Raw genomic sequence first — 22,797 nt, 5'->3', positions numbered from 1 at the left:
AGGGGCCGTAGAGACTGCCGGCCAGAGGGCCCGGCGTGCCCCAGGGACGGGGGAGGCCGTGGCCCAGGACGGACATGGCGAAGCACGGGGAAGGACAGCACGATGAGCGTGCAGCAGTACGACGAGATCGGTGAGGCGTACGAGGGGTTCAAGGCTCTGCCGCTGGAGCAGTACGCGGTGGTGCCCGGGTTCCTGGCCATGGTCGGGGACGTGCGCGGCAAGGCGGTCCTCGACCTGGCCTCCGGTACCGGCTTCTACAGCAGGGAGTTCAAGCGGCGCGGCGCCACGGACGTGCTCGGAATCGACATCTCCGGTGAAATGGTCGCCGTGGCACAGGCGTTGGAGGAGCGCGATCCGCTCGGTGTGCGCTACGAGGTGGGCGATGTGTCCGAACTGCGGCCCCTCGAGCAGCGCTTCGACGTCGGCCTCGCGGTCCAGCTGCTCAGCTACGCGGAGGACATCGCCACCACGGAGCGGATGTGCCGCAACGCGCACCGGAGCCTGAAGCCCGGCGGTGAGTTCTTCGTGCTCAACCAGTCGCCCGACTTCCGCTTCGACGGGCCGTCCCCGGAGAAGTACGGCTTCCGCAGCGAGCTCACCGGCGAGGAGGCCGAGACCGGGCCGCAGGTCCGGATCACGGCGCTGCTCGACCCGCCGGTCTCGTTCGTCGCCAACCGCCCCCGCCGCGAGGTCTACGAGCAGTGTCTGCGGGCGGCCGGCTTCAGCGAGGTGACCTGGGTCCCGCTGACGGTGGCGGAGGCCGGCGTGCGCGCGTTCGGTGCGGACTTCTGGGCGGACTTCCACGCCAATCCCCCGCTGGAGATGCTGCGCTGCCGCGCCTGACGACCGAGGCCATCAGTAGCTGTGCCTGGGCGCCTGGACCCTTCCCGCGGGGAGACGGGAAGGGGCGGCGCGGCCCCGCCCACTCGCTGCCCGCGGGCGGGGCCAGGCGCGATCCCCCTCGGGGGACACGGCGAGGACCGCGTACCGACACACTGCCACCGGCCGGGGTGGTCACAACAGGGTCGTGCACGAAAAAGCCACAGTCATATGCCTGTGGCGATCGCGCCCGAGGGTGGTTCTCGCCGGTTCCCCTGACGCCGAAGGCCCGGGTGCCGCATCGTGGCCGCAGCAGGGGGCGTCGCGAGCGTCCCGTGGCGAGGGATGGGGAGGGGCCATGGCGTGGCAGCGGGAGGGGTACACCGCGCACGAGGGGGAGGTCGGTGTGCTGCTGGCCGACGGCAGCGAGCCGGGACCGGTGTACTTCGACACGGGCAGCAGCGGCAGCTTCCACGAGTCGACGGACTGGTGGGTCTACGACGGCACCTTCGGTGCGCCGTTGGCCGCGCGGATGAGGGCGAGATGTTCGTGCGGCTGGCGCGCGGACATTTCGTACCCGCTCGACTGGGACCAGGTCCAGCGCCGCGAACCGCACGACTACGACACCTCCGCGCCCGCAGGGGACTGGGAGGCGCATCTCGATGACGTCGAGGCGCGGACCGTACCGCTGCCGGCCGAGGTCAGCGACCTGCTGCACCGGCTGCGGCAGCGGCTGGAAGGTCTGGTCGACGACGCTCCGCTGGCCGCGCTGAAGGCCGTGAACGAGCTGGAGTCGATCGCTGCCTCGGTCGGCCCGTCGGCGGCGTTCCTCGCCGTGCACGGCGACAGGATTCCCTGGCGGCGGATCGCCGAAGGCCTCGGCACCACCGAACCCGACGCCCGCTCCCGTCTCCACCGGTACGAGTACCGCCGCTGACCGCGATCGTCCGCACGGGCAGGGGCACGGGCAGGGGCCCCTCGCCGGCGTGCGCGAGAGGCCCCCACCCGGGTGGTCACTTCACCGAACCCGCCATCACCCCCTGCACGAAGTGACGCTGGAAGGCGAAGAAGACCACCACCGGCACGATCAGGGAGAGGAAGGCGCCCGGCGCCAGGACGTCGATGTTGCTGCCGAACTGCCGTACCTGCGACTGCAGTTCCACCGTCAGCGGCTGCGATGAGCTGTCCGCGAAGAGCAGCGCCACCAGCATGTCGTTCCACACCCAGAGGAACTGGAAGATCGCCAGACTGGCGATCGCCGGGCGGCCCACCGGCAGCACCAGCCGCGTGAAGATCCGCCATTCGCCGCCGCCGTCCATCCGCGCCGCCTCCAGCATCTCGCGCGGGATGTCGGCGAAGTAGTTGCGCAGCAGGAACACCGCGAACGGCAGCCCGTAGGCGACGTGGAAGAGCACCACGCCCGGGATCGTGCCGAACAGCCCCAGCTGCCCGAACAGCTTCGCCACCGGCAGCAGACCCACCTGCACCGGCACGACAAGGAGTGCCACCACGCCCAGGAAGATCCAGTCCCGGCCGGGGAACTCCAGCCAGGCGAAGGCGTATCCGGCGAGCGCCGCGACGACGACGACCAGGACGGTCGTCGGCACCGAGATCAGCACCGTGTTCCAGAAGGCCCGGGTGATGCCCGCGTTGCCCAGCAGGGCGGTGTAGTTGTCCAGGGACAGCTGGCCAGGACCGGCCAGCGCCGTCCACCAGCCGCTCGCCGCGTTGTCGCTCGCCGAGCGCAGCGAGGACAGCAGCAGTCCGGCGACCGGGGTCACCCAGACCAGGCCGACCACGGCCAGGAACGCCTGCACCAGGCCGTTGCCCAGCCAGCGGCGCAGCCGGCCGCCCGGCATCGTCGCGGTCGCACTCATGACTGACTCCTGCGGAAGCGGCGGACGTTGAACACCATCGCGGGGATCACCAGGAGCAGGAGCAGCACACCGAGCGCGCTGCCGAGCCCCTGATTGTTGCCGCCGCCGAAGGACACCAGCCACATCTGCGTGGCCAGTACGGTGGCGTCCTCCTGTACGGGCCCCGGCGCGATGATGTAGATGAGGTCGAAGACCTTCATCACATTGATCACCAGCGTCACGAAGACGACGGTCAGCACGGGTGCGAGCAGCGGCACGGTGATCCGGCGGAAGACCTGCCACTCGTTCGCCCCGTCCATCCGCGCCGCCTCCAGCGCGTCGCGCGGCAGGGACGACAGACCGGCGCCGATGAGCACCATCGCGAAGCCCGTCCAGATCCACAGGTACGCGCCGATGATCGCGGGCGTGACCAGGGCGGGGCCGAGCCAGGAGACACCCTCGTAAGGCGGCGCGAAGTTCTCCGCGGGCAGCCGGACCGTGTACGCGCCCGCCCCGAGGCCGGTGAAGCGGAACGATCCATCGGCCGCCGTGGTCGCGGTGGCGACCGTCCTCCCGTCGCGCACCGCCTCCACCGTCATGCCGGGCAGTCCCCGCTCCGCGGCGTCGATCGCGCCCGGCCGCCCCCCGCCACCGGGCGTGAAGTCCAGGAACACGGCGCCGGCCACGTCCTTCGGACCGGCCTTGCCGGCCACCGCCGGCTTCGCGTCGGCGGGCAGCTCCTTGGGCGGTACGCCGACCAGGCCGAGGGCGACGCTCTGCCCCGGGGAGACCGTGTGGGCCGTCCCGTACGAGCCGTCCGGGCGCCTGTCGAGCCCCTGACCCTCGCGGGCCCGGGCCGTCGGGTACGACGAGGAGTCCTGGAACACCTCGTGCACACCGACCACCGCCGCGTTCAGCACGCCCTTGTCCGGATCCTCCTCGTAGGCGAGGCGGAAGATGATGCCCGCCGCCAGGAAGGAGACGGCCATCGGCATGAACAGCAGCAGCTTGAACGCGGTCGCCCAGCGGACCTTCTCCACCAGCACCGCGAGGATCAGCCCGAGTCCGGTGAGCAGCGTCGGCGTGACGACCACCCAGATGGCGCTGTTGCGGACGGCGGTCAGAGTGGCCGGGTCGCGGAAGATCTCCGCGTAGTTGTCCCCGCCGACGAACCGTGAGCCCGCCGCGTCGAAGAAGCTGCGGCCCACGGAGAACAGCACCGGGTAGACGACCAGCGCGCCGAGCAGCAGCAGCGCCGGCAGCACGAACGCCCCGGCGATGATCCGCCGCCGGCGCCGGGCCCGGACCCGCGGGTTCATCTCCCGTCGGCCCGCCGCGGCCGCATCGGGCCGAGGCGGGGAGGGAGCGGTGACTGTGGTCATGACGGCCGCCTCAGCCCTTGTACGCCTTGGCCGCCGCGCCCTCCAGCGCCGCGGCCGTGGCGGCCGGGTTCGACGGGTCGCGCAGGAAGTCCTGGAGGATCTTCCACTCGCCCACGCCCTTGGTGCCGCCGAACGCCGCCGGAGCCTGGTCCGACATGTCGAAGCGCACCGAATCCCCGGCGTCTATCAGCGACTTGGCCGTCTCGCGCAGCGTGTCGTCGCCGTAGGAGGCGAGATCGAGCTTCTTGTTCGGCGACAGGAAGCCGCCCGCCCCGGCCCACACGGCCGCGGCCTCCGGCGTCGCGAGGTACTCCAGGAACGCCGTCGCGGCCTCCTGGTTCTTGCCGTCCTTCAGGACGACGGCCGCGTCACCGCCGCTGACCACCGGAGCCTTGCCGCCCGCGACCGCCGGGAAGGGGAAGAAGGTGGCGTCCTCGCCGATCTTCCTGCCGAACTGGTCCTTGGCGATGCCGGCGACGAAGTCGCCCTCGTACACCATCCCTGCCTCGGGCTTCGGGCCGAAGACCTTCTCGACGGAGCCGGGGAAGTCGGTGCCGAGCGCGCCCTTCTGGCCGCCCGCGATCAGCTTCTTGTCGGAGAAGAGCGCGCCGAGGGTGGTCAGCGCCTTCACCACGCTCGGGTCGGTCCACGCGATCTCGTGCCGGGCGAGCTGGTCGTACTTCTCGGGGCCGGCCTGGGAGAGGTAGATGTTCTCGAACCAGTCGGTGAGCGTCCAGCCGTCCTCGCCGGCGACCGCGAAGGCCGGCAGGCCCGAGTCGGAGATCGCCTGCCCGCTCGTGAGCATCTCCTCGTACGTCTTGGGCGGCTTCACGCCCGCCTGGTCGAACGCCTCCGGGCTGTACCAGACGGTCGACTTGTGAGCGGCCTTGAAGTACAGGCCGTACAGGGTGCCGTCGACGGAGCCGTAGTTCTTCCACACCGGCGCGAAGTTGGCGTCGACGGACTTCTTCGCGGTCTCCGACAGCGGCTTGAGCCACTTCTTCCGCGCGAACTGCTGCAGCACGCCGACCTGCGGGACCATCACCACGTCGGGGGCGTTGCCGCCCTCGATCTTGCTGCCGACGACGGTGGAGACATTGTCGCCGGTGGACACGAACTGGGTTGTGGCGCCGGTCTTCTCGGCGAAGGCGTCCAGCACCTTCTGGAAGTTCTTCTGCTCGGCGCCCGACCAGACACCGGCCACGTTGAGGGTCTTGCCGGACAGCTCCTTGCTGCCGCCGCCGGCGCTCACCGGGCCGCCTCCGCCGCCGCACGCGGTCGCGCCGAGCGCCAGGGTGAGCGCGGAGCAGCAGGCCATCGTCATCCGTCGTCGCATGGTCATCGCAGTACCTCCAGGGTGGTGTCGTCAGTGATCCACCAGGCGGCGGTGGACCCGGGCAGTGCGCCGGTCGGGCACGGTCCGCTGGACAGCAGCGGGGCGCCGGAGACCGGGGCGGGCACCGGAGCGGTGCCGAAATTGACGGCGCAGACGAGGCCGTCGCCGCGCAGGAAGGCCAGCACGCCGGGCGGCGCGTCCAGCCAGCGCAAGGTGCCCTCGCCCAGCTGCGGCAGTCCGTGCCGCAGCTGCAGGCCCTCGCGGTACAGGTGCCAGAACGAGCGGGTGTCGGCCAGCGCCCGGTCGGTGGCGTGCTCGGCGAACCAGCCGGGCTGCGGAAGCCACGGCTTGGCGCTCTCCGCCCCGGTGCTGAAGCCGAACGGGGAGGCGTGCCCCGACCACGGCAGCGGCACGCGGCAGCCGTCGCGGATCCGGGCCCGGCTGCCGGTGCGCCGGAATATCGGGTCGGTGAGCACTTCGTCCGGCAGGTCCACGACCTCCGGCAGGCCCAGCTCCTCGCCCTGGTAGATGTACGCGGCGCCGGGCAGGGCCAGCATCAGCAGGGCGGCGGCCCGCGCCCGGGCGGCCCCGAGCCCGCTGCCCTCGGTGCCGGACTCCCCGTACCGGGTCACCGTGCGCACCTGGTCGTGGTTGTTGAGCACCCAGGTCACGGTGGAGCCGGTGCCCGCGATGTCGCGCATCGCCTCGTCGATCACCTTGCGGAAGGCGTCGGCGTCCCAGGGCGCGCCCAGCAGGTCGAAGAAGAACGCCTGGTGCAGCTCGTCGGGGCGGACGTACGTGGCGTGCTCGCGGGCGGTCGGCACCGACACCTCGCCGACAAGCAGCCGCTCGCGCCCGTCCCGGGCCGTGTACTCCTCGCACACCGACCGCCAGTGGCGCCACACGTCGTGCACCTCGGGCTGGTTCCAGGCGAGCGGGTTGACCGAGTCGCGGGTGCGGGCGTCGGCCTCCGGGTCGGGGGAGTCGGGCAGGTCGGGGTGCTTGAACAGCCCGGCCGCCACGTCGATGCGGAAGCCGTCGACGCCCCGGTCGAGCCAGAAGCGCAGGACGTGGTCGAAGTGGGCGCCGACCTCGGGGTTGCGCCAGTTCAGGTCCGGCTGCTCGGGGGTGAACATGTGCAGGTACCACTGGCCGGGGGTCCCGCCCGGCTCGGTGACCCGGCTCCAGGCCGGGCCGCCGAACATGGCGTGCCAGTTGTTGGGCGGCATGTCGCCGTCGGGGCCACGGCCCTCGGCGAAGTGGAAGCGGGCGCGGGCCTCGCTGCCGGGGCCGGCGGCCAGGGCCTCGCGGAACCAGGCGTGTTCGCTGGAGCAGTGGTTGGGGACGACGTCCAGCAGCACCTTGATGCCCAGCCGGTGGGCGTCGGCGACCAGCAGGCCGAACTCGGCGAGGTCGCCGAATACGGGGTCCACGTCGCAGTAGTCGGCGACGTCGTACCCGTGGTCGTGCTGCGGCGACGGGTAGAAGGGGCTCAGCCAGATGCCGTCGACCCCGAGCTTCTTCAGGTACGGCAGGCCGGCCCGGACTCCGGCGAGGTCGCCGATCCCGTCGCCGGTGCTGTCCAGGAAGCTGCGGACGTACACCTGGTAGATCACCGCGTCGCGCCACCAGTGACGGCGGCTTGGGGCTGTGTGCATCACCCGTTGACCTGTATTTCTGCGTGGAGGGGTGCGCGCCACCCAGAACGGGTAGCGGTTATGCATGCATGTTAAGTAGGCGTGACGAGAGGGTGTCAACGAAGCTGCCGAAAATCGACGCTGGTTGGGGTTATATGTCCCGCTTTGTCTCGGTCGTCAGGGCATGCGGGTCCGCATGCTGATACCTAACAGGTAAGTAGGGAGTCCCGAGGTGAAGAAGCGATGAGGGGGGCGTCAGCGGCGACGGGCGATGGCCGCGAGCTCGTCCGCGAGCCGGCGCACGGCCGCCTCGGGCGTCTGGTGCTGCGCCATCGCGTCATGCGCCACGGCCTGCACGGCGAGGCTCACCTGCTCGTAGTGCGGGCTCTTGGGGCGCGGCGCGGCCGCGAGCACACTCGCCCGCAGCGCGGGCAGATACGGGAAGCGCGCCACCAGCGCCGGATCCTCGTACAGCGCGGCCCGTACCGGCGGCAGGGCGCCCTCGCTCAGGACGCGGCGCTGCACCCGCTCGCTCGTGAGGTACGCGATCAGGTCGCGCGCCGACTCGGGGTGCCGGGCGTGGCTGCTCACGGCCAGATTGGAGCCGCCCAGCACACTCGCGCCCGGCCCTCCACGGCCCGGCAGCGGCACGGCGCCGAACTTCCCCGCGACGCTCGACTGCGCGCCGGAGGCGCCGGCGTACGCGTACGGCCAGTTGCGCAGGAAGAGCAGCCGGCCGTCCTGGAACGCCTGCCGGGACTCCTCCTCCTTGTACGTCAGGGCTTCCTTCGGTATCCAGCCGTCCCGCACACCGCGGGCGAGGAACCCCAGCCCCTCGCGAGCGGCCGCCGAGTCGACCGTGACCCGCTCGCCCTCGTCGCCGAGGATCGTCCCGCCCGCCGAGTACACCGCCTCGGCGGCGTTGACCGTCAGCCCCTCGTACGGCAGGAACTGGCCCGCGTACCCGTCCAGGCCGTACTTCGGGGCGAGGGTGCGGGCCTGCCGCTCCAGCTCCGCCCAGGTCCGCGGCGGGCGCTGCCCCTCGCGGTCGAGGACGTCCTTGCGGTAGAAGAGCATCCCGGCATTCGTCACATACGGGACGGCGTACAGCTGCCCGTCGTACGTCGCGGTGTCCACCACCGGCGGCAGGAAGCTCTCCAGCGGGAACCGGCCGCGCTCCAGCGGCGCGATCCACCCCGCCGCGGCGAACTCCGACGTCCACGCCACATCGATGTTGAGCAGATCGAACCTGCCCTCGCCCGACCTCAGATCCGTGATCATCTGAGCCCGGGTCTCGTCGGCCGAGTCCGGCAGCTCGACCAGGGTGACCTTCTCCGCCGGATGCGCGCGGTTCCAGCCGTCCAGGACCGGGCCGAGATAGCCGGTGAGATCACCGGCCGTGGCCAGCGTCATGGGACCGCGCCCGCCCTCGCGCTGCGCGCCGCCCGACGGGGCGCCGGAGGCGACGTAACCCGTCAGCACGACGGCGAGAGCCAGGAGACCCCTACCCGCGGCCCGTATCCACCGCATAGGTTCCTCCCAGAGCACCGCGCCGTACACCTTCGTCCGGCAACAGGGCATGTATACCCGTTAGGCATGGGCGATACTAGAGCCCACATCACACCGGGAGCACGCCAAGGGAGGACAGCACGGGTGCGCCTTTCCCTCCTCGCCCTCCTGGCCAGGGGCCCCGCCCACGGCTACGAGCTCAAGCAGGACCTTGAGCAACTGCTGGGCGCCGCGTACCCTCCCACCAACGTCGGCCAGATCTATGTCACGCTCGGACGGCTGGAGAAGTCCGGGCTGATCGAGGGCGAGGAGATCGCCCAGGAGAGCCGCCCCAACAAGAAGATCTACCGCCTCACCGACGCCGGGCAGGAAGCACTGCGCGCCTGGTTCGACGAGACGGCGAGCGAACCGAGGGTCCGGGACGAGTTCTTCATGAAGCTCGCCCTCGCCCCGCGCACCGGCCTCGCCGACCAGATCGCCCTCATCAACAAGCAGCGACGCGAGTACCTCACCACCATGCGCAACCTGTCCAAGCTGGCCGCCACCGAAGACCGGGACAACCGCATCGCCCACCTGCTGATCGAGGGCGCCATGCTGCACCTCCAGGCCGATCTGGACTGGCTGGAGCGCTGCCAGGAGGAGCTGGAGGAGCTGCGATGACGGACTCCGCCATACCCGTGCCGCTGCTGCACGCCGAGGGCATCGTCAAGACCCACCACGGCGAGGGCGCTCCCGCCCACGCCGTGCGCGGCGTCGACCTGACCGTGCGGCGCGGCGAATTCGTCGCCGTCACCGGCCCCTCCGGCGCCGGCAAGTCCACCCTGCTGCATCTGCTCGGCGGCCTCCAGCGCCCCGACAGCGGCTCGCTCCGGCTGGACGGGGAGAGCACCGACGGCTGGACCGAGGCACGCTGGGCGGTGGAACGGCGCCGCCGCATCGGCATCGTCTTCCAGTTCTTCAACCTCGTCTCCAACCTCACGGTCGCCGACAACGTCGAACTGCCCGCCCTGCTGGCCGGCACCCCCGCCAAGCGGGCCCGCGCCGAACGCGAGAAGCTCCTCGCAGAGCTGGGCCTCGACGGCAAGGGCCGCAGCATGCCCGGCGAGCTGTCCGGCGGCGAACAGCAGCGCGTCGCACTCGCCCGCGCCCTGGTCAACCAGCCGCGGCTGCTCCTCGCCGACGAACCGGCCGGCAGCCTCGACAGCAAGGGCACCCGCGAAGTGATGCGGCAGCTCGCCCGCTTCCACCAAGGCGGCCAGACCATCGTGCTCGTCACCCACGACGCACGGCTCGCCAGCGCCGCGGACCGGGTGATCAGCTTCTTTGACGGCCGCATAGCCGACGACGCCGAACTGGGCGGCACGCCGCCGCGCGGCACCGGCCTCGCCGGCGTACTGGAACTGAAGGACTGACCCGTGCGGGCCATGCTGCGCTGGGCGCACGCCGATCTGCGCACCCACCGGGGCGAGGCGCTGTTCATGGTCGCCGCCACCGCCGGGATCGTCGCCTCGCTGCTGCTGGCCACGGCGCTCTTCGGCTACGCCACCAACCCCTGGCAACGGGTCTTCACCCAGTCGCGCGGCGCACACGTGTGGATCCACACCGGCCCCGCCGCCGACACCGGCGCCCTCGCGGCCCTGGACGGCGTCGAGCAGCTCTCCGGCCCCTACCGCACCGCGACCGACACCGTCGCCTCACGCGGCGCGCGCGCCCGCGTGGAACTGCGCGCCACCGGCGCCGAGCCCCCGGCCACCGGCCGGCCCCTGCTGACATCGGGCCGCTGGCTCGACGACGCCGTCCCCGACGGCGTCGTCCTGGAATCCAGCCTCGCCCGCGCCCTGTGGGCCGAACCGGGCGACCGCCTGACCCTGCCGACCGGCCGCGCCCTGACCGTCCTCGGCGTCGCCGACAGCGCGGAGCCCCGCTACCGCCCCGGCGAGCGGGCGGGCACCGTCTGGGCCCTGCCGCGCACGGTGCCGGACGAACGCGGCGGCGGCCAGGTCGTCGGACTGCGCCTCACCGACCCGGACGACACCGACTACGCCGTCCAGCGCGCCGTCACCACGCTCGGCGCCGGCGCCGTCACCGACGTCTCCGCGTGGCAGCAGGCCCGCGCCGAGGCCCAAGGCGACACCAAACTGCTCGGCCAGGTCCTCGCCCTGTTCGGGCTCGGCGCGCTGATCGCCGCCGCCCTCGCGGTGTTCGGCGCCATCAGCACCCGCGTGCGCGGCCACCTGCGGGACATCTCCGTCCTCAAGGCCATCGGCTTCACGCCCGGCCAGGTCGTACGGGTCTTCCTCGTCCAGCACCTCGCCTTCGCCGTACTCGGCGCGACCCTCGCCACGACGGCCGTCCAGACGCTCGGCGACCGCCTGCCCGGCCGGCTCGGCGACGCCGTCGGTGTCTGGCAGGGGCTCCAGGGCCACACGGCGGCGCTGCTCGCGGTGCCCGTCGCGGCGGTGCTGTTCATCGGCGCGGCCACCTGCCTCGCCGCGTGGCGGGCCGGGCGCGTGGAGCCCGTACCCGTCGTGCCCGCCGTGGCACCGGGAGGGGGTGGGCTGTCCCGTGCGGCCCGAGGCGCGCTCGGACTGCGCGTGCCGGCCACCCTGGTCCTCGGCTGGCACCGGGCCTTCGGCCGAGGCCGGCGCGCCCCGGCCACCATCGTCCGCCTCGCCCTGCCGCTGCTGCTGATCACCGTCGCGCTCAGCGCCTGGACCACCATCGAGCGCTTCGACAGCCGCCCCGAGCAGCTCGGCCACGCCGCCGCGCTCACCGCCCGCCCCGACGCGATCCTCACCGACCACGAGGCCACCGCGCTGCTGAAGGCCAACGACAAGATCACCGCCGCCCACCCCGGCCTGGAGGTCGCCGCCCTGGTCCCCGGCCAGACCGGCACCATCGCGCTGCGCGGCCTCGGCACCCGCGACGAGCCCTACCCGTACACGATCGCCGAGGGCCGCCCCGTCCACGGCCCCGACGAGGCCGTCGCCGGCCAGGGCCTGCTCGACCTGCTCGACGTACGCGTCGGCGACTGGGTCCGCGTCACCGTCGGCGGCCACCCGCAGGTGCTGCACCTGGTGGGCCGCAGCATCGAACCGGAGAACGGCGGCAGGGTCATCTCCACCTCGCTCGACACCCTGCGCGAGAACGACCCCGTCCTCAGCCCCACCCTCTACCAGCTCCGCCTCGAACCCGGCGCCGACCCCCGCGCCGTCCGCGCCGAACTCGCCGAGGCATCCAGGGGACACCTCGACATCCACGAGGTCGCCACGCCCGCCGACCGGCTCTCCGCCCTGCGCGGTCTCGTCGTCGGCCTGATCACCGTCCTCGCCCTGATCGGCCTGACCGAACTGTCCACGGCGATCGGCGGCAGCATCCGCGACGGCGAACGCGACCTGCTGGCCCTGAAGGCCATCGGCCTCTCCCCGCGCCAGATCACCGCCGTCACGGTGACGGCCATCGGCTGCACCGCGCTCGCCGCCGCCCTCGCCGCGACGACCCTCGGCGTCCCCTTCGCCCACTGGCTGATCGACCACGAGGCCCACACCACCGGCATCGGCTCCGGCATCGCCCAGGCCCCGCCCGCCGTGCACCTCGCCGCCATGAGCGCGGCCGCCGTCCTCGGCGCGATCGCCCTGACGGCCCTTCCCGCGGCCCGCGCGGCTCGCCGCCGGCTCGCGGACACCCTGAGCGCGGTCGCCTGACGCTCCGCCGTGCGCTGCCGCTCGCGTACGCCTGCCGAAGAAGCGTGTCCGGGCTCAGCCGCTGACCGGCGTGAGGACCACGAAGTCGGCGTTCGACGGGTCGACGCAGACGGCGAGCCGGCCGACACCTTCCGCGTCCTCCGGCCCCATCTGCACGCTGCCGCCGTTCTCGGTGACCTTGGCGACCGCGGCGTCGCAGTCGGGGACGTTGAAGACCGGGTGCCAGTACGGCCGCCCGTTCGTCAGGGCGAGGTCCTCCTCGCGGAGCTCCATGAGACCGCCGTGCATGCGCTCCTCGGGAAGTCCGGCGGGAGTGATGAGGGAGTACGTGCCCCCGCCGCCGGGCAGCTCCATGTCGCTGAACCGCCAGCCGAAGACGCCGCCGTAGAACTCCTTGGCGGCCGCGGCGTCGCTCGTGTACAGCTCGGTCCAGGACAGTGAGCCCGACTCGTCCACCAGCTCGACGCCCTTGTTCGTGCCCGGCTGCCAGACGGCGAACTGTCCCCCCAGGGGGTCGCTGTACTGCGCCATCCGACCCCACTCGTCGAGATCCATCGGAGGCACCCGCACCGTGCCGCCCGCGCGCTCCACCGCCTGGGTGGTGGCGTCGGCGTCGGTGACGCAGTAGTAGATCATCCAGGCCGAGCGTGCGCCCTTCTCGGTGAGCTTGCCGAGCCCGGCGACGGTCTTGCCGTCCATCCGGAACATCCCGCCTTCCATGTCCTCCCCCTCGCCCATGGACTCGTACTCCCATCCGAGCACGGCGCCGTAGAAGGCCGCGGCGGCCCGGACGTCGGGGGCGCCGAGGTCGAGCCAACAGGGGGAGCCAGGGACGAAGTCAGTGGTGATCATGGTGATTGCCTTTCGGAGATCGCGTACGACCTCAGCCTGGCACCGGACACTGACACACGCCCGTCGACCGCTGGGGCTAGTCCGACGGGCTCACGTACCGCTCGTGCTCCTCGGGGGAGACCCGGCTGCCCGAGGAGGGGAGGAGCTGCGGAATGCCGTCCACGATCGGGTAGCTCAGGTGCAGCCGCGGGTTGTAGAGCACGTCCTGGCCGTCCGGCAGCGTCAGTGGCCCCTTGTCGAGCGGGCAGGCCAGGATGCGCAGCAGCGGGTCGTCGGAGTTCATGGAAATCCCCTCGGTGGTGGTGGGCTTCGGGCGGTACGTCAGGTCCGCGGGTCGTGGCGCGGCATGACCAGCAGGACGGACAGGGCCAGCGCCGTGCCGGCGACGCGCAGGGTCAGCAGCAGCGGATCGTCCGGGAGCCTCTCGCCGAACGTCAGCGTCCCCACCACCGCCGTGAACAGGCACGTCACCGTCGTGCAGACGGGCACGATCAAGGAGGCACGGCACCTTTGCAGCGCCGCCTGGGACATGACGAGCCCGGCCCCGGCCGTGAACAGCAGCAGATACGGGTACGGGGAGCCGAACAGCGCCCTCACCGCCGCGCTCGCGCTCTCGGCGGTGAGGCGGCCCGACGCTCCCTTGATGGCCAGCGAGCTGACGCCGTAGAGCAGGCCCACGGCCACGCCGTAGCCGATGCCGCTGGTCGGCACCCGATGGCGTCTGCGTGCGCGCCGCTCGACCTGCCCGTACAGCAGCAGTCCGGCCGCGAGCGTCGGCACACAGACGACGAGCACCAGGGCCCACGGCGCACCCGTGCCCACCACGTCGTCGCCCTCGCGGACCGACGCCACGACCATGAGCAGCGCGACGAGCACCGCCCCGAGCGCATGGCGTTCCCGGCCCGAGGGCTGTTCGCCGAGCACCGCCGACGACAGCAGGAGGAGCAGGACGAGGCCCGAGACGAAGAGGCCCTGCGCGGCGGCGATCGGCAGCGCCCGGTAGACGATCAGCTGGGCGACGAAACCGGCGGCGAGCGCGAGGGAACCGGCCATCCACAGCGGGCTGGTCACCAGCACCCCGACCACGCGCAGCGGCCGCCCGGCGGAGAGCGCGGGCAGCGAGCCGAGGGCCCGCTTCTCCAGGACGAAGCCCACGCTGTAGAGGACGTTGGCCAGCAGCGCCGCGCCCACACCCCACCACATCCCGCTACCTCCGCCGGGCGTGCGCCAGCAGAATGGACGCCGCCGACGGCACGGCGCACGCGGCCCGGTCGATCAGACGCAGCCCCCGCGGCACCCCGTGGAACGGCGCCCCGGTGATCCGTACGTCCTCGAATCCGGCCGACAGCAGGAACGAGCGCAGCGCACGCGCCGTGAACAGCCTCAGGTGGCCGACCACTTCGGAACCCGGCCGGCCGTGGATGCCGCGCAGACTCACCTCGGAGAACACCGGCTGCCAGCCGGCGAGCAGCAGCCCGCGGTTGTACCAGGCGGCGAGGTTCGGGGTGGAGAGCATCAGATGACCTCCCGGCCGCAGGATGCGCCGCAGTTCGTCCAGAGCCCGGTCGGGGTCGACGAGATGCTCGACCACCTCGCTGAACAGGACCGCGTCCGCGCACCCGTCCGCGAACGGCAGCCCGCCGTGGTCCAGTTCGCCGCGCACCACATGGGCGAGTCGCGGCCGGGCGCGGCGCAGCGCGTCCTGCGACCAGTCGACGCCCACGATCCGGTGCCCGGCGAGGATCGGCCCCGCGGTCGCGGCCGCGGTGCCGTCCCCGCAGCCGACGTCGACGACGAGCGCGCCCGGCGCCCCGAGGGCGGCGGCCAGCAGCCGCGCCTGCCGCAGGCTCCTGGCGTCACCGGACGCCACGGGCACGGCGGGGTTCTCGTAGAAGTCCCGCAGCCCGGGAACGGAGTCGGGACGAGCGGCCGCGTCGGGGGCAGGGGCGAGGGATGCCGTCGCCGAGGGCTCGGGCCCCCGAGCGTCGGGCGCCCCGCCTTCCCCACTTTCCCGTACGCCGCTTCCCGCCGTGGCCGCTTCCACGGTGTGCCTGTTCACAGCGCCTCCGCATCGGTCGCCGCCAGCCGCCCGGCGAACATCTCGCACAGCCGGGCGCCGTCCTCCTCGCCCAGCAGGGTCCGGGACCAGCGCAGCACCAGGTGCAGCCGGCCGCCGGTGGACGCCGTCGTGAACGTCAGCCCGCGCGGCATTCCGGCCGGCGCCGAGAACCAGACCGCGTGCGCGCGGCCGGCGGGACCGAAGTCCAAGGGGTACGGGATCCGTCCGATGTTGCTGAGCAAGGTCGTGGATATCCACGGCGCCGCGAGCCGCCGCACCCCCCGCGTCAGCGCCGCCCGGGCGGCGACCGGCAGGACCGGGGCGGTCAGCACCGCGGCACCGCGCCCCAGTTGGGGACGGTCGCGCGCCTTGAGGGCGCGCGTGCGCTCCGCGGTGCTGCGCAGCAGCGCGCCGAGGTCGGCGTCCGGGCCGGTCTCGCCGGGCGTGAATCCGACCTCGACCAGACGGGTGCCGTTGCCGATCGGCATCTCGGGCCCACGGGTGCGGTCGTCGACGGGCATGGTGATGCGCAGCGGCCGGTCCGGAGCGCCCTGCCGCCGGTTCCAGTCGGCGACGGTCAGCGCCGTGGCCACCATCAACTGGTCGTTCACGGTGTACGGGGTGCCCGGCTCCCGCCGGGGCACCGGGAGTTCGGTGACCAGCATCGCGTTTCCGGGCGTGGGCCCGGGGCTCCCCGCCGCGACCCGAGCCGGCCGCGCCACCGCCGGAGCACCCCCTGGCGGAAGCGCCGGTCCGGCGGGCGGGCGCACCGGCGCAGGGACGGGCGGGGCGGAGCGTCCGCCGTAGATCTCCGCGGCGGTCGCGGCGATCCGCAGGCAGGCGGGACCGTCGAGCGCCGTGTGATGGACCGTGAACAGCAGGACGCACCCCTCGGAACCGGGCTCCTCGACCACCTCCAGGCGCAGAGGTGGAGCGGAGAACAGCGACGGAGCCTCGGTGAGGGCCCGCTGCCGGGCCCGTGCGAGGGCGCCGGGCGCGCAGGGTGGGAAGGAGACCGCAGCGGTCCCGGGACCGTCGGTCAGCTCCCACTCGTAGCGCCGTGCGAACGGTCCGCGCCCCCGCTCCCGCATCAGCACCCGGGGATGCCGGGAGAGTGCCCGCGCGAACGCCTCGCGCAGCCGGTCCGGCCGGACCCGCCCCGGCAGATGGATCTCGATGTGCACCGTGTTCGGCTCACGGTCGTCGGCGCAGTGCCGGGCGATCTCGTCCACGACGGCGAACGGCACGCGGCGTAACTCCCGCCCCGCCCCGGCGCGCGCGACGGCCGCGCCCTGATCGGTTGCCATCAGACACCCCTTTTCTCGGTCCGCCCCGCGTGGCCGCTCGGCGGCCCTCCCTGACTCCAGTGGCCGGCGGGGCCGCCGGGGTCTCCGGGGTCTCCAGGGCCGCCGGGGCCGCCGGGGTCTCCGGGCGGTCCGTCCCGAGACCCCTCCGGTCCGTCCGGAGCCCCCTCCGGTGCGCCCCGGCCTCCGGCGCGGTGCGCGCCCGTCCGGCTGCCGTGCTCACGACGCGCCGTCACGAGCGCCGCGAACAGCGCCGTCAAGGCCAGGAGTTGGGCTGCGGGCCCGTACGCGCCCCGGCCCAGCGCGGCCGCCTCACCGCTGCCGGTGACGGCGACGACTCCCGCACCCGCCATCGCCGTGAAGGCGATCGGGCCGAGCAGCGCCGGGCGCCACCAGGCGATCGCCGCGAGCACGGGTACGGCCACCGCGAAGGGACCCGCGATCACCACGCCCACCAGCGTCAGCGCGACCGTGCCGAGCAGCAGCCCCGGCGCTGGCGGCAGCCCGTCCGCGCCCGACGCCCCGTCCGCGCCCGCGCCCGCGGCCGTCGCGGCGGACCGGCGGCGGCCGACGAACGCGAGCCCGGCGAGCACCACCAGCAGCGCCCCGGCGGCGATCAGCCCGGCCTCGTACACGCGGGACGGCTCGTACAGCAGCGTCACCGTGCCGCCCTCACCGGCGGGAACGAGCCAGGCCTGCTGCCAGCCGTCGAGCCGCAGCGGGCGCAGCTCCTCGCCGTCGAGCGTGGCCTTCCAGCCCGCGTTGTGGTTCTCGTGGAGCTGCAGGTACGAGGCGTCGCCCGCGCCCACCCGGAGGGTCCGCCGGTCGCCGCTGCCCGAGACGACCTCCACCGCGCGCGAGGCGGACGCGGCGGCCCGCGCTTCACCGAGCGTGAGGTCGATGCGCGTGACCGCCAGCGGACCGGCGTCACCGGCCTCGACGGTGTGCGTGCGACGGCCGAGGGAGACGCGGCTGCCCTCGGCGCACAGGGAGACGGCGATCGGCCGGCGCTCCGTCAGATCCCGTACCAGCCCCTCGGCACGGGTCGCGAGGAAGCGGCCGTCGACCGACACGATCGGGCCCTTGCCGCACGGCAGCGCGAACTTCTTCGCCGGGTCCGGCTGCGGCGCCCGGTACTTCTCCAGCGCCGGGATGTGCAGCTCGCTCAGCCCGACCGGCAGCTGCAACTGCTCGTCGGCGACCGGGTTGTGCAGGGTCAGCGGCGCGACCCGGGAGATCGTGATGTCCATCCGGTCGGTCGCGATGGGGGAGAACCGCGCCAGGCCGTTCTCGTCGACCGCCGCGATCGCCGTCCCGTCCGGGGAGCTGATCTGCACCTGCTCCGGCCGGGTCGCGAGCCCGCCGGCCGCGGCGAGGACGATCTCGCCGACCGCGGTCTTCTCCGGCCAGGTCAGATGCAGCACGGGCCGCTCGCCCGCGACCCAGGCCGTGGTCAGGTCGCCGTCCGTCAGATTGCGCGGACTGAGATTCGTCCCGAGCCGCGCGGTCGAGTCCGCGCTCACGACGATCTTCTCGCGCTGCCCGGTGAGGTCGAACAGCAGGTCGTCGAGCTCCTTGCCGGGTACGGGCAGGGCGGCCGCGCGCACCGTGTAGTCGCCGGCCCGGGCGGCCTCGAACTGCCGGTGCAGCCCCACCTCGGCGGACACGGCGGACAGCCCGCCGGGATCGCTGCCCCGCGACAGCGTGTACACGACCGGACCGGTGACCTCGCGCGGCGCGTCGGCGGGCAGCTCCAGCATCCGGGTCACCTGCACGCCCGGGACGGAGATCTCGCTGAACCCGGCGCCGGTCAGCCCCGGGCGGCCCTGCTGCGACTCGAGGATCGTCACCTTCAGCCACGTCGCCTCGCCCTCCGGAGCGGCGACCTGCTGGGTGCTGCCGTCCGGCCGCAGCGGGCCGACCCGGCTGCCCCGGTCGGTCTCCACCCGCACCACCGTGGGCGCGGCGCGCACATTGCCGCTGGGCAGGGGCGTCAGGTCCAGCGTCCCGGGGATGCGGGTCGGGCCGGTGAAGTCGATCCGCAGCCACTCGCCCTCGGGGGAGCCGGGGGAGCCCTCGGCCCAGCCGGTGTCCGGATTGCCGTCGAAGGCGTTGACGGGGTCGTACTGCGGGAGATGGAACAGCCAGTTGCCCACCGACGACGCGGTCACGGACGCCGCGCCGCGCAGCACCGCGGTCGTCTGGTGCCGGGTCCCGGACAAGGGCAGGATCTGCCGCGGTTCGTCCCCGGGGTCCTGGACCGCCTGCTCCGCGTTGCGCTCCCCACGGGTGTACGTGTGCGACGTGCCCGAGTTCACCAGTCCGAACCGGGTGTCGGCCCGGCGCATCCCGTCGCCGGCCGCGTACAGCGACGGCCGGTCCACCCCCGGGTGCGCGTCGCCCGCGAGTACCGCCGGCCGGCCGGCCAGGGCGCCCGACGCGGACAGCGGCAGCAGCGACTCGGGACCGCCGCTGACGACCGCCGTGGCGGAGACGGGCGTCATGCGCGCCGGACCGGGGCGCGCGGTGCCGGACGGCGGCGCGTAGATCTCCACCGCGCGCTGGCGCGGATAGAGACCCTCGACCTGGACGGGGGTGTCGTCGGCGATCCGGCCGTCGGTCAGCAGCGGGCCGAAGCCGGTCACGCGTCGGTAGCCGGAGGCCTCCAGCGTCCGCTTCACGGTCGTGGTGGGGACGTGCCCGAGCTGGTCCGGGTCCAGGTCGCCCCGTACGACGACGTGGTACAGCCCGGCCCGGGCGAGGTACGCGGCGAGCCCCGGCACCTCGCCGCCGGAGGTCAGGGCCTGTTCCACGGCGTCCATCGCCCGCCGGTTGCCGGGGGTCCCGAACGGCACGTAGTCGCGCTGCGCCCACGGGGACCGGGCGAGGACGTCGAGCGGCTGGTCGATCGGGGAGCCCCAGGTGTAGATGCCGTGCGCGGTCGCCGGGACGACGAGGGCACGGTCGTCGGGCGCGTGCTCGGCCAGCCAGTCCGCGGTCGCCTCCCAGTACCCGGGCAGCCGGCTGAACGAACCCGGCTGCAGGATGGAGCCGTTGACGTACGGCCAGGCAAGGCCGGGCAGGACGAGCACGGCGGCCACGGCGGGTGCGAAGCGGCGGGACCGGAGCGTCACGGACCGGGGGAGGGCCGCGGCCGTCAGGTGCATGAAGCCCAGCGCGAGCGCGAGGGCGAGCCCCGTCTGGAACTTGTAGATGTTCCGGAACGGCACCAGCGGCCCGTTCAGCCAGTTCTGCACCGTCTCGTGGAACGGGCCGCCCAGCGCGCCGCCGTACCCGGCGAGCGTGACCAGCGCGGCGACCGTCGCCGTCAGGACGAGCCAGCGCCGCTCGGGCAGGTCCCGCCGGGCGAGCCCGGCGAGGCCGAGCGCCGCGGCGAGGGCCGAACCGGCGATCACGACGGCCGACGTGGCGACGGTCCAGCCGGCGGGCAGCCAGGCCTCGCCGAAGTGCAGATAGCCCACCCAGTTGCCGGCCCCGCGCAGCACCTCGGCCGCCGACATCGTCGCCGTGGTGGTCTGCGAGGACTCCACGTACGGCATGAAGTTCTCGCCGTACGCCCCCAGGAGCAGCAGCGGCACGACCCACCAGGCCGTCGCGAGGATCACGCACGGCGTCCACCACGCGATCAGGGCGCGCTTGCGGGGACCGCCAGGACGGGACAGCAGATACAGGCCGACGGGCAGCAGTGAGGCCAGCGTCGACGCGGCGTTCACGCCGCCCATGAGCGGGATGATCAGCGCCGAGCGGGCGGCGGCCAGGCGCGGGCTCGTCCGCGGGTCCGTCAGCGGCAGCAGCACCCACGGCAGCACCGCGCCGGGCAGGGCGGCGGCCGACGTGGAGCCGACCACGATCGTGTACGTCGGCCACAGGGCGTACACCACCGAACCGACGAGCCGCGAGGTGGACGAGCCGGTGCCGAAGCGCTCGGCGAGTCGCAGGGCGCCCCAGAAGGCGGTGGTGACTACGAGGGAGAGCCAGAGCCGTTCGGCCAGCCAGACGGGCAGCCGCGCCAGATCGGCGGCCGCGTGGAACGGCAGCATCGGGATCGCGTAGCCGACGTACTGGTCGGCGATGCCGCCGAAACCGGCCCGGTCGTGCCACAACTGGCCCAGGTCGCGCAGGAACCGCCATGGATCGGCGACGACCCCCAGCTTGGTCTCGAACGTCATCCGCCCCGGCGACACGGCGAGGAACGCCAGGAACACCGCCGCCCAGAAGCCGAGCAGCCAGCGCCGGGAGCGCCGCCGCGGCTCCGGCGCCCCGGGCGCGGACCCGGGACCGGGCGCGGCCGGGGAGGCGGGCGGGCGGGCATGGATGGTGCTGGTCATGGACACCGCCGGAGGATGAGGAGGAGGTTCCACGTCGCGAATTCCCGCAGCCCCGGCACCCGTGGAACGAGCGCCGGGAGGACCGGCCAGTAGCGGGAGCGGGCCGAGACGATCTCCACGTCGTCCCGGCTCCTGACGTGGCGCAGGGTCGGCCCGACCCCGATGGCGAACAGGTTCTCGCCGAGCCGGTGCTTGGCGGCCCGGCCCGTGCGCCGCTCGTAGCGGGCCCGGGCCCGCTCGGCGCCCAGGTAGTGCCAGGGCGCCCACTCGTGGCCGCCCCACGGCGAGAGCCAGTTGGTGAAGGAGACGTAGATCAGTCCGCCGGGCCGGGTGACCCGGACCATCTCGCTGAGGAAGGTGCCGGGGTCCCGCACGTGCTCCAGCACGTTGGACGAGAAGCAGACGTCGGCGGCGCCGTCCGCGAGCGGCAGCAGATAGCCGTCGGCGACGACCGTCCCCGCCCCGGGTACGGAGGCGAGTTCGGCGAGGTCCGGCTCGAACAGGTAGGCGTGGGCGCCGCGGCGGCGGAACTCCCGGGTGAAGTGGCCGCGTCCGCCGCCGACGTCGACGACGACCCGGCCGGCCAGCCGGACATGGCGTTCGACCTGGTCGGCCGCGTCGCGGGCCAGCAGCTCGTACGCGGTGTGCGGATCGTCCTGCTCGCGCAGGAAGGCCCGGAAGAGGGTGAGGGAGCGGTGGAACGACGGGTCCTTCACGTGCGCGCGCCCTTCGCCTGCGTGCCCTTCTCCTGCGCGCCCTTCGCCTGCGCGCCCCGGCCCTGCGGGCGCGCGCGGTTCACCGCCTCCGCGGCGACGGCGCGGAACCGCCGCACCGTGCCGCTCCACCGGAAGTCGGCGGCACGCTCGGCGGCGGCCTTGCCCATGGCCTCGCGCCGGCCGTCGTCCAGCGCCAGCGTGCACCAGGCGGCGGCGAACGAGGACTCCCCGCGGGCCAGGAGGCCGGTGACGCCGTCCTGGACCGAGTCACGCAGCCCCGGCACGTCGAACCCGAGCGTCGGCGTCCCGCGGGCACCCGCCTCGGTCACCACGAGACCCCAGCCCTCGACGGCCGCGGGATGCAGCAGCAGCCACGCCTCGCACAGCAGCCGGTGCTTCTCCTCCTCGGACACATGTCCTTTGAACTCCACGCCGGGACCCGCGAGTTGTTCGAGCCGCTCGCGCTCCGGCCCGTCGCCGACGACGACGAGCCGGCCGCCGGTGACGGGCCGGACCCGCTCCCACAACCGCAGCAGCAGATCGATCCGCTTGTAGTCGACCAGCCGGCCGAGGGCGACGAACATCGGCGTCGCCGACCGCGGGGCACGCGGCCCGGGCTCGTGGACACCGTTGTGCACGACGCGGATCTGCTCCTGCGGCACGCCGATCGCGCGGAGCGCGCCCGCGGTCGAGGGCGACACCGCCACCAGCAGATTGCCGCGGTGGGCCCGGGCCAGGGCCCAGTGCTCAAGGAGTCGGCCGGCGCGGGCGACGGGCCGGGGGAAGCGCATGTCCCACAGTTCGGTGTGCACATGGTTGACCAGGCATACCGTGGGGCCGTGATGCCACAGCGGGGACAGGTACGGCATGCCGTTGCACACCTCGACGAGCAGGTCGCAGGAGCCGACCTGGCGGGCGAAGGCGGAGCGTGCGCCGACGAAGTGGCCGAGAGCGCCGCCGGCCGACACGACACGGTACGGCCGGTGCGCCGCGGGACCGCCGCACAGCAGTGTGACGTCGTGGCCCAGATCGGTCAGTCCGGAGGCGAGCCGGTCGACCAGGAGCTCCGAGCCTCCCGCGGCCGGGTTGCCGAGGTCGCGATGGGCGAGGAAGGCGATGCGCCGGGGTGCTTCGGCCCCGCGTGGACGGGCCGGGGCGTGGCCGTCCAGGAGCCGCGCGAGCGGCTGGGGGACCGGGTGGAGCCGTGGGGGAGGAACGTGCTGGGGCATGTGCGCTCCAACTCGTGTCGGGGTGCGGAGTGTGTGTGGGGGGAG

18 protein-coding genes are annotated in these 22,797 nt (G+C 73.4%); 5 read left to right on the top strand and 13 right to left on the bottom strand.

The annotated features are described in order from the left end of the window. The first annotated feature begins 102 nt into the window (after nt 1-102). Both FDM97_RS19465 and FDM97_RS19460 read left to right on the top strand, forming a co-directional pair. Complete coding sequence (locus FDM97_RS19465) at nt 103-843, top strand: class I SAM-dependent methyltransferase (RefSeq protein ID WP_137991663.1); 741 nt, start codon at nt 103-105, stop codon at nt 841-843. Between the two features lie 334 nt (nt 844-1,177). Further along, a complete protein-coding gene (locus tag FDM97_RS19460) occupies nt 1,178-1,756 on the top strand; it encodes a hypothetical protein (RefSeq protein ID WP_137991662.1) in 579 nt (192 codons plus the stop codon). A 76-nt stretch (nt 1,757-1,832) separates the two neighbouring features. Here FDM97_RS19460 and FDM97_RS19455 read toward each other — a convergent pair whose 3' ends face one another. From FDM97_RS19455 to FDM97_RS19435, 5 genes are all read right to left on the bottom strand, one after another. Beyond that, nucleotides 1,833-2,696 (bottom strand): carbohydrate ABC transporter permease, encoded by an 864-nt coding sequence (locus FDM97_RS19455; protein ID WP_254705677.1) that lies wholly within the window; start codon nt 2,694-2,696, stop codon nt 1,833-1,835. Then, nucleotides 2,693-4,057: a carbohydrate ABC transporter permease gene (locus FDM97_RS19450; RefSeq protein WP_137991661.1), complete on the bottom strand. Its 1,365-nt coding sequence runs from the start codon at nt 4,055-4,057 to the stop codon at nt 2,693-2,695. The genes FDM97_RS19455 and FDM97_RS19450 overlap by 4 nt, the downstream gene beginning before the upstream one ends. 10 nt (nt 4,058-4,067) lie before the next feature. Then, nucleotides 4,068-5,399: an ABC transporter substrate-binding protein gene (locus tag FDM97_RS19445; RefSeq protein WP_254705676.1), complete on the bottom strand. Its 1,332-nt coding sequence runs from the start codon at nt 5,397-5,399 to the stop codon at nt 4,068-4,070. Then, the gene (locus FDM97_RS19440; RefSeq protein ID WP_137991660.1) at nt 5,396-7,051 is read right to left on the bottom strand and encodes a glycoside hydrolase family 13 protein; all 1,656 of its coding nucleotides are present in this window, start codon (nt 7,049-7,051) and stop codon (nt 5,396-5,398) included. The genes FDM97_RS19445 and FDM97_RS19440 overlap by 4 nt, the downstream gene beginning before the upstream one ends. A 234-nt stretch (nt 7,052-7,285) precedes the next feature. Next, nucleotides 7,286-8,560 (bottom strand): ABC transporter substrate-binding protein, encoded by a 1,275-nt coding sequence (locus FDM97_RS19435; protein WP_137991659.1) that lies wholly within the window; start codon nt 8,558-8,560, stop codon nt 7,286-7,288. 123 nt (nt 8,561-8,683) lie between these two features. On the opposite strand from FDM97_RS19435, the gene FDM97_RS19430 reads away from it, so the two are divergent. The 3 genes from FDM97_RS19430 to FDM97_RS19420 are packed head-to-tail and all read left to right on the top strand — an operon-like array spanning nt 8,684 to nt 12,243. Then, nucleotides 8,684-9,199, top strand: coding sequence for a PadR family transcriptional regulator (locus FDM97_RS19430; RefSeq protein ID WP_137991658.1), 516 nt, complete (start codon nt 8,684-8,686; stop codon nt 9,197-9,199). Continuing rightward, the gene (locus FDM97_RS19425; protein WP_137991657.1) at nt 9,196-9,951 is read left to right on the top strand and encodes an ABC transporter ATP-binding protein; all 756 of its coding nucleotides are present in this window, start codon (nt 9,196-9,198) and stop codon (nt 9,949-9,951) included. Before FDM97_RS19430 ends, FDM97_RS19425 begins: the two co-directional genes overlap by 4 nt. A 3-nt stretch (nt 9,952-9,954) precedes the next feature. Further along, nucleotides 9,955-12,243 carry an ABC transporter permease gene (locus FDM97_RS19420; protein WP_137991656.1) on the top strand — a complete coding sequence of 763 codons (2,289 nt, stop codon included), beginning with the start codon at nt 9,955-9,957 and terminating at the stop codon, nt 12,241-12,243. Nucleotides 12,244-12,297: 54 nt separating this feature from the next. Here the strand turns inward: FDM97_RS19420 and FDM97_RS19415 are convergent, their stop codons facing one another. The 8 genes from FDM97_RS19415 to FDM97_RS19380 form a co-directional block, all read right to left on the bottom strand. Then, nucleotides 12,298-13,095, bottom strand: a complete 798-nt coding sequence (locus tag FDM97_RS19415) for a VOC family protein (protein ID WP_137991655.1) — start codon at nt 13,093-13,095, stop codon at nt 12,298-12,300. A gap of 76 nt (nt 13,096-13,171) precedes the next feature. Continuing rightward, on the bottom strand, nt 13,172-13,378 hold the full coding sequence (locus FDM97_RS19410) for a Trm112 family protein (RefSeq protein WP_137991654.1): 207 nt from the start codon (nt 13,376-13,378) through the stop codon (nt 13,172-13,174). 38 nt (nt 13,379-13,416) lie between these two features. Continuing rightward, entirely contained in the window at nt 13,417-14,298 is an 882-nt protein-coding gene (locus FDM97_RS19405) for a hypothetical protein (protein WP_137991653.1), read from the bottom strand. Nucleotides 14,299-14,302: 4 nt separating this feature from the next. After that, nucleotides 14,303-14,998: a class I SAM-dependent methyltransferase gene (locus FDM97_RS19400; protein ID WP_137994911.1), complete on the bottom strand. Its 696-nt coding sequence runs from the start codon at nt 14,996-14,998 to the stop codon at nt 14,303-14,305. 152 nt (nt 14,999-15,150) lie between these two features. Then, a complete protein-coding gene (locus FDM97_RS19395) occupies nt 15,151-16,461 on the bottom strand; it encodes a condensation protein (protein ID WP_137991652.1) in 1,311 nt (436 codons plus the stop codon). Next, nucleotides 16,461-20,807, bottom strand: coding sequence for an alpha-(1->3)-arabinofuranosyltransferase (locus FDM97_RS19390; protein WP_175439165.1), 4,347 nt, complete (start codon nt 20,805-20,807; stop codon nt 16,461-16,463). Before FDM97_RS19390 ends, FDM97_RS19395 begins: the two co-directional genes overlap by 1 nt. Further along, a complete protein-coding gene (locus FDM97_RS19385) occupies nt 20,804-21,523 on the bottom strand; it encodes a class I SAM-dependent methyltransferase (protein ID WP_137991650.1) in 720 nt (239 codons plus the stop codon). The genes FDM97_RS19390 and FDM97_RS19385 overlap by 4 nt, the downstream gene beginning before the upstream one ends. Next, nucleotides 21,520-22,752, bottom strand: coding sequence for a glycosyltransferase family 4 protein (locus tag FDM97_RS19380; protein ID WP_137991649.1), 1,233 nt, complete (start codon nt 22,750-22,752; stop codon nt 21,520-21,522). Before FDM97_RS19380 ends, FDM97_RS19385 begins: the two co-directional genes overlap by 4 nt. Nucleotides 22,753-22,797: the final 45 nt, after the last annotated feature.

It is taken from the genome of Streptomyces vilmorinianum (genome assembly GCF_005517195.1).
Lineage (GTDB): Bacteria > Actinomycetota > Actinomycetes > Streptomycetales > Streptomycetaceae > Streptomyces > Streptomyces vilmorinianum.
The sequence above is the reverse complement of the archived record's forward strand: the minus strand, read 5'-3'. Positions and strand labels throughout refer to the sequence as shown.

Coding starts and splice junctions, on each gene's coding strand:
- FDM97_RS19465 (WP_137991663.1), top strand. CDS start 103: ATGAGCGTGCAGCAGTACGACGAGATCGGTGAGGCGTACGAGGGGTTC.
- FDM97_RS19460 (WP_137991662.1), top strand. CDS start 1,178: ATGGCGTGGCAGCGGGAGGGGTACACCGCGCACGAGGGGGAGGTCGGT.
- FDM97_RS19455 (WP_254705677.1), bottom strand. CDS start 2,696: ATGAGTGCGACCGCGACGATGCCGGGCGGCCGGCTGCGCCGCTGGCTG.
- FDM97_RS19450 (WP_137991661.1), bottom strand. CDS start 4,057: ATGACCACAGTCACCGCTCCCTCCCCGCCTCGGCCCGATGCGGCCGCG.
- FDM97_RS19445 (WP_254705676.1), bottom strand. CDS start 5,399: ATGACCATGCGACGACGGATGACGATGGCCTGCTGCTCCGCGCTCACC.
- FDM97_RS19440 (WP_137991660.1), bottom strand. CDS start 7,051: ATGCACACAGCCCCAAGCCGCCGTCACTGGTGGCGCGACGCGGTGATC.
- FDM97_RS19435 (WP_137991659.1), bottom strand. CDS start 8,560: ATGCGGTGGATACGGGCCGCGGGTAGGGGTCTCCTGGCTCTCGCCGTC.
- FDM97_RS19425 (WP_137991657.1), top strand. CDS start 9,196: ATGACGGACTCCGCCATACCCGTGCCGCTGCTGCACGCCGAGGGCATC.
- FDM97_RS19415 (WP_137991655.1), bottom strand. CDS start 13,095: ATGATCACCACTGACTTCGTCCCTGGCTCCCCCTGTTGGCTCGACCTC.
- FDM97_RS19410 (WP_137991654.1), bottom strand. CDS start 13,378: ATGAACTCCGACGACCCGCTGCTGCGCATCCTGGCCTGCCCGCTCGAC.
- FDM97_RS19405 (WP_137991653.1), bottom strand. CDS start 14,298: ATGTGGTGGGGTGTGGGCGCGGCGCTGCTGGCCAACGTCCTCTACAGC.
- FDM97_RS19395 (WP_137991652.1), bottom strand. CDS start 16,461: ATGGCAACCGATCAGGGCGCGGCCGTCGCGCGCGCCGGGGCGGGGCGG.
- FDM97_RS19390 (WP_175439165.1), bottom strand. CDS start 20,807: ATGACCAGCACCATCCATGCCCGCCCGCCCGCCTCCCCGGCCGCGCCC.
- FDM97_RS19380 (WP_137991649.1), bottom strand. CDS start 22,752: ATGCCCCAGCACGTTCCTCCCCCACGGCTCCACCCGGTCCCCCAGCCG.